A 12,665-nucleotide genomic window follows, 5' to 3' on the forward strand; every position below is an offset into this window, starting at 1 on the left:
ACGCGACACGGGAAGGGGAGGCTGATGGAGGCATTGATGCCGCCGATTCACCCGGGAGAGATTCTGGCCGAGGAGTTCCTGGAGCCACTGGGCGTCTCTCAGTACCGGCTTGCGATGGCGATCGGGGTGCCGCCACGACGGATCAACGAGATCGTGCACGGTAAACGGCGCATCAGCGCCGACACCGCTCTGCGGCTCGCACGGTACTTCGGCACCTCCGACCGGTTCTGGATGAACCTCCAGAACCGCTACGACCTCGAGATCGAGCGCGACCGCCTCGCGAACGATCTGCGTCAGATCAAGCCGTTCGCGGCCGCCTAGGCCTCTTGGCAGAGGATTGCCGCGTGGGCTTCTCCGAGGCGGGTGAGCACTAGCGTCGCCTCGTTGGCGCCCTTCAGCTTCAGCTGCTTCCTCAGCGCTGCCGGGTCGATTCCCGTTCCTCTTTGCTTGATCGTCAGGCGGCCGATTTCTCGTTCTGCCAACAGGGTCCGCAGTTTCTTGGGGTGGAGGGGCCAGACTTCCTCCACCTTCCAGGCCCTGGCGAACGGGGTTTCCCGCAGCTCATTGCTGTAGAGGTAGGCGATGGTCTCGTTGGCGGTGTGGGCTGCCAGCTGCTCCGCCAGCTCTGCCACCAGGCCTGCCCGGATCACTGCTCCATCCGGCTCATAGAGGTAGTCCGCGATCTCGCCTACTTCGGCGTGCTCGTTGCCTGCACCCGTCAGCTCGTGCCACTTGCCCGACTTGTAGAGGCTTGCCCTTCGCTTGACCTCCGCTGCCTCGCCCAGCCATAGGCAGGCCTCGACGACGTCCCGATCCACCGAGACCCATTCCGCTTCGGCCCCTTCTGGAATCCACTCATGGCTGATGCCCGGGCCGAGTTTCAGGGCGGCGAACTTGGTCTTCGACATGTGGGTCAGGAGGTCGTTCAACGGCGGCGAGTAGTCGGCCGGGTTGAAGTTCCGTCCCGCGCCCGAGCGGCGGGCCGGGTCGGCGAAGGCCGATTCCAGCAGGGGGGTCTTGAGGGCGTCGCCTACCTTGATCTCGACCGTCAGGCCTGTCGCGTCGGCGTTCGCCTTCGCGTACTCGGCGGTCTCCGCGCTCATGTCCACGGCCTCGACCCTCATGCCCGCTTCCGCGAAGGCCAGGGCCTCGGTGCCCAGTCCGCAGCACAGGTCGGTCACTTCGTCCGCGTGCCTCGCGAACCGCGCGGCCCGGCGTTCCGCCACCACCCACCGCGTGGCCTGTTCCAGGCCGGCCCTGGTGAAGTAGAGGTTCTCCGCCCGCTCGCCGAACTTGGTCCTGGCGTGCTCGCGCAGGTCCGCCAGCGTCAATGCCGCTGCCGCGAGATCGGGGGCGATGCCCGCCTTCCGCAAGGTCAGCGGCGCCCGGTCGCCGTCCTTCCGCAGGGCCTCCGCGGCCTGGTTCTGGAGCTCGGGGGCGGCCTTCAGGGCTTGGAGCAGGCTGGTATCCACGTGCCTCATGGTATGACGTCGGAGACCCCGTGTTGACGGTCCCCACCTGCGTGAATTAACTTACGTCTTAGCACTCGCAGACCGAGATTGCTAAGCGCTATGATCGGCTTGGCACTCTCACCTGGAGAGTGCCAACAGCCACGGGCCGGTGCCTCGGCACCCGCGACGACGAGACCCGAGCCGTCGTGGCGACATCCGTATTGAACACGCAGGTTTGGAGAAACCAAGTGAGCAAGGCTGCCATCAAGCCGCTGGGCGACCGCATCGTGGTCCAGGCGAACGAGGCCGAGACCACCACCGCCTCGGGCATCGTCATCCCCGACACCGCCAAGGAGAAGCCCCAGGAGGGCACCGTTCTGGCCGTGGGCCCGGGCGCCTTCGACGACAAGGGCAACCGCCTCCCGATCGACGTGAAGGTCGGCGACGTGGTCATCTACTCCAAGTACGGCGGGACCGAGGTCAAGTACAACGGCGAGGAGTACCTCGTCCTGTCCTCGCGCGACGTCCTCGCGGTCGTCGAGAACTAGCACGCCTGGGGCCCTCACTTGAGGGCCCTTTCGTGTCTTAGGAAGGGACACCCATGCCGAAGATTCTCAACTTCGCCGAGGACGCGCGGCACAACCTGCTGAGCGGTATCGACCAGCTGGCCGACACCGTCAAGGTCACGCTCGGCCCGAAGGGCCGCAACGTGGTCCTGCAGCGCTCCTTCGGCGCGCCGCTGATCACCAACGACGGCGTCACCATCGCCAAGGAGATCGAGCTCGCCGACCCGTACGCCAACCTCGGCGCGCAGCTGGTCAAGGAAGTCGCCACCAAGACGAACGATGTCGCGGGCGACGGCACCACCACCGCGACCGTGCTGGCTCAGAAGATGAGCCGCGCGGGCATCAAGGCGGTCACGGCCGGGGCCAACCCGATCGCGATCCGCAAGGGCATCGAGGCCGCGGCGAACGCCGTCTCGGACGAGCTGCTGCGCCAGGCCATCCAGATCTCCGACCACGAGAACATCGCGCAGGTCGCGGCGGTCTCGGCGCAGGACCCGGAGATCGGCGAGCTCATCGCCAAGGCCATGGACACGGTCGGCGTCGAGGGCGTCATCTCGGTCGAGGACGGCTCCAGCCTGGAGACCATCCTCGAGGTCACCGAGGGCATGCAGTTCGACAAGGGCTTCATCTCGCCGAACTTCATCACCGACCAGGACTCGCGCCAGACGGTGTTCGAGGACCCCTACATCCTCATCACCAACGGCAAGGTCGGCTCGATCGAAGAGCTGCTGCCGGTGCTGGAGCGGGTCGTGGAGACCTCGAAGCCGCTCCTGATCATCGCCGAGGACGTCGAGGGCCAGGCCCTCGCGACCCTGACGGTGAACGCCCTGCGCGGCACGCTGCGCGTGTGCGCCGTCAAGGCCCCGGCCTTCGGCGACCGCCGCAAGGCCATCCTGGGCGACATCGCGGCCCTCACGGGCGCCGAGGTCATCTCCTCTGAGGTGGGCCTGGAGCTCAAGGCCGCCGACCTGTCGCACCTGGGCCGGGCCCGTCGCGTCACCGTCTCCAAGGATGCCACCACGATCGTGGACGGCGGCGGGGAGCGCGCGGACGTCGACGCCCGCATCGCGCAGATCAAGCAGCAGGCCTCCACCACCGAGTCCTCCTGGGACCGCGAGAAGCTCGAGGAGCGCCTCGCGAAGCTCTCGGGCGGCGTCGCCGTCATCCAGGTCGGCGCGGCCACCGAGGTCGAGCTGAAGGAGCGCAAGCACCGCATCGAGGACGCGGTCAACGCGACCAAGGCCGCGGTGGAAGAGGGCATCGTCGCCGGCGGCGGCGCGGCCCTGATCCACGCGATCAGCGTGCTCGAGAAGATCGAGCTGGACGACCCGGAGGCCCGCGTGGGTCTGCGGATCGTCGAGGAGTCGCTGTCCGAGCCGCTGCGCCGCATCGCGATCAACGCCGGCGAGTCCGGCGACGTGATCGTGAACGCGGTCGAGGGCAAGGGCTGGCGCGAAGGCTGGAACGCCGCCACCGGTGAGTACGAGGACCTGGTCACCGCCGGGATCATCGACCCGGTGAAGGTCACCCGCAACGCGCTGCTGAACGCCGGTTCGATCGTCGGCATGCTGCTGACGACCGAGGTGACGATCGTGGACAAGCCCGCGGACGAGGACGAGGAAGCCGGTCACGGCCACTCGCACTCGCACGGCGGGCACAGCCACTCGCACTAGAGCCGGGCCGGGGTCGTAGGACTCCGCAACGGAACGCAAGCAAGGCCGCCGACACCGTCGGCGGCCTTGCTCCGTTCTTCGGCCGTGGTTTAAGCCCAGGTCGAACGCCTGGACGGAACTCCAAGTGTCAACATCCCGACACTTAGTCGCACTACTGTCGGGAAACCGATAGAGTTCAAGTGCCTTCGCGGCCTTTGGGGATCGGAGCCGCGAAGGCACTTTTTGTTCCCTCCCAGATGCCTGGTTCCACCAGGATCCGCAGGGCCCCATCACTCCTGGTGCACCACGAGCTCCCGCATCCGGTTGAGCGTCGCCGCCACCTCGTACCGCCTCGGCACCGCCAGGTCCACCTCCCGGATCCGCAGCAGCTCGGCCTCGCCGCCGGCGTCCAGCACCTCGTCCAAGCGGTCCAGGACCTCCGCCACGGTGGCCTCCCCGTCGATCCAGCCGTGCCGCACGGCCGCCTCGATCGCCAGGCCGATCCCGGTCGTCATCGCCGGGTCGGTGATCTGCTCCACCGATCGAACATCCACATCGGACTCGCCGAATCGCAGCCCGTCCGTGCCGCCGGCCTTGATCTTCTGCTTCCCGCGCGACTCGGAGGACACCGACCGCGGGTCGATCACGCGCGCCCGCGGCATCCGGAAGCCCCCGGCCTCCACCGTCCGCCCGGTCGGCTTGGCCGCCAAGGCCTTCGCCCGCTCCGTCACGTCCTCAGGCCGGTACGCGTCCATGAGCACGACCCGGTCGGCCACGTCCATGTAGTCGCCCGAGCCGCCCATGACGAGGATCGTCGCCACCCCGTGGTCGTCGGCCATCGACCGCACCAGGTCCACCAGCGGCGTCAGCGGCTCGCGGTCCTTCGCCACGAGCTCCTGCATGCGCGCGTCGCGGATCATCAGGTTCGTCGCGGCCGTGTCCTCGTCGATGAGCAGCGCCTTCGCGCCCGCCTCAAGGGCCTCGACCACCGCGGCCGCCTGCGAGGTGGACCCGGACGCGTTCTCGGTCGTGAAATGCCGCGTGTCGTCCCCGCTCGGCAGGTGGTCGACGAACGCGTGGACGTCGACGCCCGTCACCGCGCGGCCGTCCTCGGCCCGGATCTTCACCGCCGACGAGTCGGCGACAACGAGGTCGCGCCCGTCCCCGGGGATGTGGTCCCACACCCCGGACTCCAAGGCCCGCAACAGGGTCGATTTGCCATGGAAGCCGCCGCCGACGATCAGGGTGACTCCAGGGCCGATCCCCATGCCCCGCACCGTCCCCGCGTGCGGCAGGTCGAACTCGACCGCCATCGACTCCGGCGTCGCGAACGGCACGCCGTTCTCCAAGGGCCGCTGGTCCACTCCTGAACGCCTCGCGAGCATCGCCCCGTCCGCCACGAACCCGACCAGTCCCGCGGCCGCCACGGCCTCCCTGAGCGCTTTGAGGTCATCGGCGTGCCGCGTCCACACCAGCACGTCCTCCTCGGGCACCGCGAGCGTCTCGTCGGCCGCGTCGGGCAGGATCTCGCACAGCAGCCGCGCGGCCTGCCGCCCCGCGATCCGCCGCCCGTGCCCCGGCAGCTGCGCGCCGAGTCGGAACACCACCGACCCGTCCTCGCCCACCGTGCAGGAGGCCCGGCGGAGGATCTCCTGCCCGCCCGCATCGATCCGCAGGTCCCTTGTGGGGCACGCCTTCCGGAAGCGCTTGGCGAGCAGCACCGCCAGCGCCCGCCGCCGCTCCGGCGTCGCGTACCAGTCTTCGAGCAGGTCAGCGGCCTCGGCGTCGAACTCGAGCGCGACCCGGCTCGGCGGCGCGTACGGGTCGGACTGGATCTTGGAAATGTCCAGAATCGCCGGACCTGCCCACCATTTGCCACGCAAGGATTTATATCGGCCGTAACTCGTACCTTCCAGGGCCGTTAGTTCGTTAGACAGGTCATGGCGAGGTGGATGTGAACGAGAATCACCAAAATCGCGGGACTCGGCTCGGTACCGTCGACCGCCTCTTCGCTGTGTCATGCCCCCAGTTTCCCATCCGGGACGAGGAACTCGCGTCAGCGAACCCGAACACCATGCGTCCACGCCTCGTCCCGAAAACTCGAAAAGTCACTCGAAAAATTCGCGCGAACTCGCGTCATGGCGGCGGACCGCCTGCGTGCTGGTAACAGAGAGACACGCACGGCCTACCGCAGCGAAAGGTAGAACAAAGTGAGAACCGTACTGGTCTGTGTTAAGACTCCTCAAGCCGGACAGAAGATCTCGGCCTGCGCGACCCGCATGGGCTTGGCGCAGGCGGTGAAGTCGGTCGAGGGCTCGCCGGAGCTGTTCCTCGAGCTCGGCCGACGCCAAGTGGACGTGGTGCTGGTCGACGTGGCCTTGGCCGCGCCCGACCCGGTCAAGTTCGTGAAGACCGTCCGCGCCCGCTCGCCCAGGACAGGAGTCCTCCTGTCCGGAGCGGCCGATCCGCGCACGGCGGCCATGGTGGTCGCCGCGGGCGCCCGGGGTGTCATCCGCACCCCGTCCAACAACTCCGACGACCTGCTGGTCGCGCTGGCGCAGGCGATCATGTTCGCCTCGCCGACGCTCCAGCGCGTCACGGAAGCCGTTCCGCGGCAGCGCTCGACGCTCCAGGGCATGAAGCTCACGGAGCGCGAACTCCAAGTCCTGCGGGGCATGAGCGAAGGGAAGTCCAACGCGGAGATCGGACGCGACCTGTTCGTCTCCGAAGACACCGTCAAGACCCACGCGCGGCGCATGTTCCGCAAGCTCGGCGCCCGCGACCGGGCCCACGCGGTGGCCGAGGCCTTCCGTTCCGGCCTCGTCTGCTGAACATCCACTGAAGACAAACGCGTCCCGACTGGCAGGGGAGGACGCGACCGTTCCCCGGACCCATCCGCGCGCAGCGAGACCGCAGTGACCGGCAGCCTCACTGGTACCGGATCGCCTACGCGCGAGAACCCGATGAGACGAGACGACCGGACCGAGGCCTTCCGCGGGGCGGGGGCCCCGCGGCACGGTCCTGGCGGCGGCACGCGGCGCTCGATCTCGAGCTTCGCGAGGCCGCCGCGGCGGACGCGGACGCCACCGGCACGCGGTGAGGACCCGCGGCCGGATCGCCTTCGGCGGCTACCGACCTATCGACTCGGAGCGCTTCCGGTCAGGCCAGTTCCAGCAGCCTTTCGTCGCCGCCCGGCGCGGCCACGAGCTGGAGTCCCACCGGCAGACCATCGACCGTGCCGGCCGGCACGGCCAGGCCCGACGCGCCCGCCAGCCCCGCAATGCACGTCAGCCGCACGATCGCCTCGCGGTCGGGCGCTCCACCGATCTTGAAAGCAGGTCCCGGCGCGGCCGGGATCGCCAGCGCGGTGCCCTCCGGCAGCCGGTCCCGGACGAGCGCGACGATGCCGCTGCGGACCTTCTGCGCCACAGCGATATCGGCGCTGCCGATCTTCGCGGCGTTCGCGAACCGGGCCGTCACGCCCGGCCCGAACTCGGGGGCGTTCGCCTCGATCCACCCGCCGTGCGCCTGCCACGCCTCCCAAGCCTGCAAGGTCGCATAGGCGACCCGCGCGGTCTCCAGGGGCGACGGATCGTCCACCTCGCCGAACAGCGGCGAGTGGTCCACCTCGAGCCCGAGCGACTCGACCTTCGGCATCACCGCGGCCCGTGTCGCCTCCGGGATCTCGTCCCAGATGTCCTGGGGCGCGAGCAGTCTCGTGATCGGCCCGGCCGCTGCGGTCCCTTCGAGCAGCACGCCCATCGCCAGCCGCAGCGTCGCCGCGTCCCGCGTGAGCACCCCGGCCGTGTCGAACGACGGCGCGAGCGGCACCGCGCCCTCCAGGCTCACCCGCCCGTGGGTCGGCCGCAGGCCGTACAGCCCGCAATAGGACGCCGGGACGCGGATCGAACCGCCCGTGTCCGTGCCGAGGCCGATGTCCGCCAGCCCCAAGGCGACCGCCGAAGCGGACCCCGACGAGGACCCGCCGGGCACCCGCCCGGGTGCGGCCGGATTCTCCGGCGTCCCGTAGTGCGCGTTGGTGCCGTTGAGGCTCCACGCCAACTCGTCGGTGATCGTCTTCCCGACCACGCGGGCACCGGCGGCGCGCAGCCGCGCCACCGCCGCCGCGTCCTCGGTCGGCACCTCATGGGTCTCGAGCCAACGCGGATTGCCTGCGCCCGTGGGCACTCCCGCGAGGTCGAACAGGTCCTTCACCGCCAGACGCAGCCCAGCCAAGGGTCCTTCGCGCCCCATGTCCTCAAAGGTCCTGATGAATGGATCAGTCAAGGTGGAGCTCCTTCGGCGATGTGCGCTCGTCCAGGTCTTCGTCGAGACCTGTCGTGATCCAGTGTTCCGCGGTCTCGGCGAACGGCCCGCCGAGGGTCGCCACGAGCCTGCGTGTCGGCACCGGAGCCGGCGGACTCAGTCCTCCGACTCCGCCAGGAACGCCGCCAGCTCCGCCCGAAGGTCGCGCGACCTGGTGGCGCTCCTGCTCGTCATCAGGTCGGCCGCTTCCCAGGCGAGACGCCAGTCCTCGTCGGTGGCCGCGTCCGTCAACGCCTTGAGATCGGCGTGTTCGCGGATGCCGCCGTAGGCCTGCTCGGAATCGAACGCGTCCATCGTCTCGAAGTGGTCGGCCAGCGGCTGGCGACCGGTCTCACCGAACGACAGGAGCGTCAACGCGATCAGATGCCCGGTGCGGGCCACCCGGAACTCCTGCCCGGGAAGGATCTCCAGCACCTCGGCCGCGGCGGTGATCTCGGATTCGATCCCGGAGGCGGCGAAGATCAAGTCCACCTCGAGGTCCCGGTCGTCGGAGTCGTCGACGAGCCGGGCTCCGGCGACGAGTCCGTTCGGGTGATGCTCGATCTCGATGTTCGCCAGGTCGGCCGGTCGGCCCTGCTCGTGGTCCCAGTTCTTGACCGACATCTGGTCGGTGACGCTGAGCAGGCGCAGCCCCGACTCCTCCAGCCCGTCGAGGATGGCGTGCGCGACCTCCTCTTCCCTGACGGACAGGATCACGCTCGCATGGGTCATGTACACGGGCTCGATCCGGGCCGAGACCGCCAGGCTTCCGGCGAGCGCCCAGGGCGCTTCGGTCGCGTCGAAGGCCGCGGCGAGTCGCGCATACGAGCGTTCGAGGTCGTTCGCGAGGGCCGCCTCCATCCCTTGCGGGCGCTCCTCCTGCGGGACGCCGAAGTCCTGGATCCCGCCGGTGCTCATCCAGTCCAGGACGGCGCGCTGCTGCGCCAACGGCCCGATGTCGGGCTGCTCCCGGAGCACCTTCATGCGGTACATGCGCAGACGGGTCTTGTCCATCTCCTGGGCCAGCCGCAGCCGGTCCTCCGGCGTGAGTGATGCCATGCCACCAGGGTATTTCGCCGCAGCCGAAATCTGAACCCCCGGCGCGGCCCGCATGTCGCGGACCCGAAAACGCCGGTGCGGCTCCGACCCTCGGACACGGGACGGGTCCGGCGTTTTCCGGACTGCGCATTGTGGCCGTTAGGGCTATCCTGAGGACAATCCGATTCCGCCGCTCCATCTCCCCTGAGCGAGGCCGAATTGTCCGATGCATACGCCTTCGACGCCGCCCGTTACTGGGCCGACGACCATCCCGTCCTCGAACTGGTCCGGGCACGTCAAGCCGCGGGTTCCGCGCCTGGCGCCCGGGTCGACGGGTGCAAGCTGGGCCTGGCCGTCGAAGGCGGCGGGATGCGCGGGGTCACCTCCGCCGCGATGCTCGTCGCCCTCGACGACCTGGGCCTGCGCGGCGTGTTCGACGCCGTGTACAGCACCTCGTCCGGCTCGATCAACGCCGCCTATTTCATGTCGGGCGGCGACTGCTGGTACCCGTTGACCATCTATTTCGACGACCTGTGCACGCGCGAGTTCGTCGACATGCGGCAGATGTTCACCAAGCGCCCCATGCTCAACCTCGACTACGCCTTCGAGGAAGTCCTGGAGGCCATCAAACCGCTCGATTTCGAGAAGATCCTCAATAGCCCGGTCGAGTTCCATGTCACGATCAGCCTGGTGGACAGCCTCACCGGGATCGGCCCGCACGAGTTCGAGTCCAGAGAGGACCTGAAATCGGCGCTGAAGGCGAGCTGCTGGATGCCCGTGGCCGTCCCCGGCACCGGCATGTTCCGGGGCGAGCGGGCCCTCGACGGCGGCGTGCTCACCGCCCACCCCCACCTGCTCGCACTGGAAGACGGGTGCACGCACGTGCTTTCCCTGAGCACCAAGCCGATCAAGGCCCCGCCCACCCGCCTCACCCCGGGCCGGCGCTTCTCCGTCGCCTACTTGGAACGGCTCAAGAAGGGACTCGGCCGGGCCTACGTCGACTCCCAGTTCGGGTACCGGACGCAACGAAAACAGTTGCAGCAGTGGATGACCGAGCCCGGACCAGGACCTAGCGTCCTTGACCTCGCGCCGCTGCCGTGGATGCGTGAAGTGGGCAACCAGACCAGGGACCGCGACGCGCTCACCGCCGCCGCCCGCCACGCGCACGCCGTCATGAGCGCCGCGATCCAAGGGATCCCGGTCGCGGAGATCCGCGACGGCTCCTTCCGCTCCGTGCCCCGATTCGTCACCGTTAGGACCGCCAATGGCGAACGCATCGGTTGACCTCCTCTCCGCCGCCTGCGCGCACCTCACCGGCCGCACCGAAAACAGAACCGCCGCAACGAAGCTCGATCGCTGGAAGCCCGAGGACTGGCGGGCCGCGCTCCTCGACGTGCCGCTCGACGAGCGCGCTTATGCCGACCGGCTCACCGTCGACCGGTCCGTCGAGATGGAAGCGCTCTGGGCCTGGTGGTCCGACCCCGAAGCGGACGACCGGGTGAGTCCCGTGACCACCGGCTATCTCGGGGTCTTCCTGCTCACGCTCGTCTCGATGCACCGCTCCGACCGGATCCGCTACCTCGGCGAGGCCTACGAGAGCGGCGAGATCGCCGGTGAGTCGCCGGTTGCACTGTGCCGCAAGCTCATCGCCGATCCCCAGGTGCAACAGGCAATGAAGGGTCTGTACGCGCCGTCTGAAAGCGACGGGCCGGTGGCAGCCGTCTGGAACACCATCGACTTCACCTCCATGGAATTCCACCGCCACGGCACCACGTCGATCATCATCTCCGTGTACGCGAAGCCCCCCGCGGTCGGCCGCGCCGAGCGCCATGCCCTGAAATGCCTCATCTACCCGCACCTGCGCACTCCCGCGATGGTCAAGGCCACCAAGGACTACCAGCGCGATTTCGGCGGTGTCCGCCCCAAGGAGTCACCGCTGGTCACGGTCTGGGCGAGCCATGACAGCTGGGTGTTCATGGACTTCGTCGACGGTCCGACCCTCACCGACCACCTCCGTTCGATCGCCGGGAAGCGCAAGGAACCGAAGTCCGAGATCCTGCGTGCCATCGACGTCGAGCAGCTGCGCGTCCTCGGCACCGCCCTGCTGGACGCGATGGCCGTGCTCGCGGAGAAGGTCGGTCATCACGACGACCTGACCCCGTCGAACATCATCGTCCAGGCGGAGAACGACACCACCGTCAAGCTCAAGCTCATCGACCTCGGCGTGAACTTCCTCCACACCCGCATACTCCCCGGGGCCGAACCCGGCGAGGCCGGATACGTCGCGCCCGAGGTCAAGGCCAACGGCATCGGCGGCCCCAGGGCCGACCTCTATTCACTCGGCATGGTGCTCATCGCGATCGGCGGCATCCCGCGCACGACCGACGGCACGGTGCCCGACCAGTTCTACGTCGCCTCAGTCGGTCTCGCCCGCCTCCTCGAGGACCTGCTCGACGCCGATCCGGGCCGGCGCCTGATCGTCTCCGGCATCGGACCCGGGCCTGCCGGTTTCAAGGAGATCCGCGACCTCTTCGTGCGCGAGATCGAGGTGCTCGAGGCGGCCGAGTACGGGAAGCCCAAGACGTTGCGGCAGCGTGTGAAGGGCATCGTGCCCGGTGCCACAGAGGTCGCCCGGCAGCGTGCCATCGCGAAGGTCCGCAAAAGGCAGGCGAAGACGACCGACAAGGCGACGCGTCCGATGCAGGCCCACCACCTGCGGCAGGCGAAGGCGCTCAAGCGCTGGGCGATCGCCTGCGCGTTCCTGGCATGGGTGACGATTGCGCTGGTGCTGACCTGGTGGTCGCGGGATCTCGACCTCTTCTGGCAGGCGAAGTACGTCGAATACGCGAACTTCTTCCTCAACCGCTCGGGGGACGGCATCCCTTTCCTCGACGACATCCGCGCCGCCGACTACCCGATTCCGGACGCCTGGGACAACCTGCCGGTGCGGATCGTCGCCCTCACATACGCGCTCACGGGTGTGCGGCTGTACTTGAACATCTTCGCCGACATGACGCCGCATTCGGCGCTGCGCAGGCGCGGCTGGAAGGGCGTGCGCACAGCCGCGGCCTCGTTCATGATGCGGGCCACGGCGATCTACCCGTTCATCTACATCCTGGTGCCGACGCTGGTGCAGCGGCGGTGGTGGGTGATCTTCTCCCCGTTGGGGATCATCACGGTGGCGGTGATGATCTCCGCATGCCTGTGGTTCGCGCGCGACGCGAACGCGCGGGCCCGCGAGGCCGGGCTCTCCACAGTCCCCAAGGGGGAGATCATGACGTTGCAGCGCATGGAGTCCTGGGCGCCCGTCGCCTGGCTCTACGCCGTGCCGGTGGTCATCATCGGGACCTTCCTCTACAACGACCGGCTGCAGGACGAGCTCATGTACGCCATTGCGATCGGCTTGATCAACATGGGCATCCAGTACGTCAAGAACACCGGTTCCGACGCGCCCTACGTGCGGGCCGGCCTCACACGGGCGATCCTCGCGGCCGAGCGGCTCGACGTGCTGGAGGGCAAGTCGGCCAAGGAGGCCCCGAAGCCCCGCGTCGAGGCACCGGTGAAAGAGCCGGTCGCCTAAGCGCAATGCCGTTCAGTTAGTGGGGTGGTCGGGTTGTCAAGCCTGGTCTCGCCCGGTAGGTATGGAGCAAGGG

At 68.6% G+C, this 12,665-nt stretch carries 11 protein-coding genes; 6 read left to right on the forward strand and 5 right to left on the reverse strand.

Features of this window, described 5'->3' with window-relative positions:
* Nucleotides 1–36 precede the first annotated feature (36 nt).
* On the forward strand, nucleotides 37–321 hold the full coding sequence (locus ACFO8M_RS14165; protein WP_387976286.1) for a HigA family addiction module antitoxin: 285 nt from the start codon (nucleotides 37–39) through the stop codon (nucleotides 319–321).
* On the opposite strand, the gene ACFO8M_RS14170 is transcribed toward ACFO8M_RS14165, so the two are convergent.
* The gene (locus ACFO8M_RS14170) at nucleotides 318–1,481 is read right to left on the reverse strand and encodes a THUMP-like domain-containing protein (RefSeq protein WP_387976289.1); all 1,164 of its coding nucleotides are present in this window, start codon (nucleotides 1,479–1,481) and stop codon (nucleotides 318–320) included. The two genes, ACFO8M_RS14165 and ACFO8M_RS14170, sit on opposite strands and share 4 nt — an antisense overlap.
* Nucleotides 1,482–1,699: 218 nt before the next feature.
* Between ACFO8M_RS14170 and groES the strand changes: the two genes are divergently transcribed.
* Entirely contained in the window at nucleotides 1,700–1,999 is a 300-nt protein-coding gene (groES, locus tag ACFO8M_RS14175) for a co-chaperone GroES (protein WP_091037834.1), read from the forward strand.
* 53 nt (nucleotides 2,000–2,052) lie between these two features.
* The gene (gene groL / locus ACFO8M_RS14180; protein ID WP_387976293.1) at nucleotides 2,053–3,690 is read left to right on the forward strand and encodes a chaperonin GroEL; all 1,638 of its coding nucleotides are present in this window, start codon (nucleotides 2,053–2,055) and stop codon (nucleotides 3,688–3,690) included.
* A gap of 269 nt (nucleotides 3,691–3,959) precedes the next feature.
* Here groL and ACFO8M_RS14185 read toward each other — a convergent pair whose 3' ends face one another.
* Nucleotides 3,960–5,690 (reverse strand): P-loop domain-containing protein, encoded by a 1,731-nt coding sequence (locus ACFO8M_RS14185; RefSeq protein WP_387976296.1) that lies wholly within the window; start codon nucleotides 5,688–5,690, stop codon nucleotides 3,960–3,962.
* A 189-nt stretch (nucleotides 5,691–5,879) separates the two neighbouring features.
* Here ACFO8M_RS14185 and ACFO8M_RS14190 point away from each other — a divergent pair, with 189 nt between their 5' ends.
* Nucleotides 5,880–6,500, forward strand: a complete 621-nt coding sequence (locus tag ACFO8M_RS14190) for a response regulator transcription factor (RefSeq protein WP_112135091.1) — start codon at nucleotides 5,880–5,882, stop codon at nucleotides 6,498–6,500.
* A 328-nt stretch (nucleotides 6,501–6,828) separates the two neighbouring features.
* On the opposite strand, the gene ACFO8M_RS14195 is transcribed toward ACFO8M_RS14190, so the two are convergent.
* From ACFO8M_RS14195 to ACFO8M_RS14205, 3 genes are read right to left on the reverse strand one after another with little or no spacing between them, the layout of a single operon-like run.
* Nucleotides 6,829–7,956 carry an amidase gene (locus ACFO8M_RS14195; RefSeq protein WP_387976298.1) on the reverse strand — a complete coding sequence of 376 codons (1,128 nt, stop codon included), beginning with the start codon at nucleotides 7,954–7,956 and terminating at the stop codon, nucleotides 6,829–6,831.
* The gene (locus tag ACFO8M_RS14200) at nucleotides 7,949–8,077 is read right to left on the reverse strand and encodes a hypothetical protein (RefSeq protein WP_387976301.1); all 129 of its coding nucleotides are present in this window, start codon (nucleotides 8,075–8,077) and stop codon (nucleotides 7,949–7,951) included. The genes ACFO8M_RS14195 and ACFO8M_RS14200 overlap by 8 nt, the downstream gene beginning before the upstream one ends.
* Nucleotides 8,078–8,091: 14 nt before the next feature.
* A complete protein-coding gene (locus ACFO8M_RS14205) occupies nucleotides 8,092–9,033 on the reverse strand; it encodes a hypothetical protein (RefSeq protein ID WP_387976303.1) in 942 nt (313 codons plus the stop codon).
* A gap of 198 nt (nucleotides 9,034–9,231) precedes the next feature.
* Here ACFO8M_RS14205 and ACFO8M_RS14210 point away from each other — a divergent pair, with 198 nt between their 5' ends.
* Together ACFO8M_RS14210 and ACFO8M_RS14215 are read left to right on the forward strand one after the other, a co-directional pair.
* On the forward strand, nucleotides 9,232–10,296 hold the full coding sequence (locus ACFO8M_RS14210) for a patatin-like phospholipase family protein (RefSeq protein ID WP_387976306.1): 1,065 nt from the start codon (nucleotides 9,232–9,234) through the stop codon (nucleotides 10,294–10,296).
* A complete protein-coding gene (locus tag ACFO8M_RS14215; RefSeq protein WP_387976309.1) occupies nucleotides 10,277–12,592 on the forward strand; it encodes a protein kinase domain-containing protein in 2,316 nt (771 codons plus the stop codon). Before ACFO8M_RS14210 ends, ACFO8M_RS14215 begins: the two co-directional genes overlap by 20 nt.
* Nucleotides 12,593–12,665 lie beyond the last annotated feature (73 nt).

Source organism: Glycomyces rhizosphaerae (assembly GCF_042647865.1).
Classification (GTDB): domain Bacteria; phylum Actinomycetota; class Actinomycetes; order Mycobacteriales; family Micromonosporaceae; genus Glycomyces; species Glycomyces rhizosphaerae.

Coding starts and splice junctions, on each gene's coding strand:
- ACFO8M_RS14185 (WP_387976296.1), bottom strand. CDS start 5,690: ATGACACAGCGAAGAGGCGGTCGACGGTACCGAGCCGAGTCCCGCGAT.
- ACFO8M_RS14170 (WP_387976289.1), bottom strand. CDS start 1,481: ATGAGGCACGTGGATACCAGCCTGCTCCAAGCCCTGAAGGCCGCCCCC.
- ACFO8M_RS14165 (WP_387976286.1), top strand. CDS start 37: ATGCCGCCGATTCACCCGGGAGAGATTCTGGCCGAGGAGTTCCTGGAG.
- ACFO8M_RS14215 (WP_387976309.1), top strand. CDS start 10,277: ATGGCGAACGCATCGGTTGACCTCCTCTCCGCCGCCTGCGCGCACCTC.
- ACFO8M_RS14205 (WP_387976303.1), bottom strand. CDS start 9,033: ATGGCATCACTCACGCCGGAGGACCGGCTGCGGCTGGCCCAGGAGATG.
- groL (WP_387976293.1), top strand. CDS start 2,053: ATGCCGAAGATTCTCAACTTCGCCGAGGACGCGCGGCACAACCTGCTG.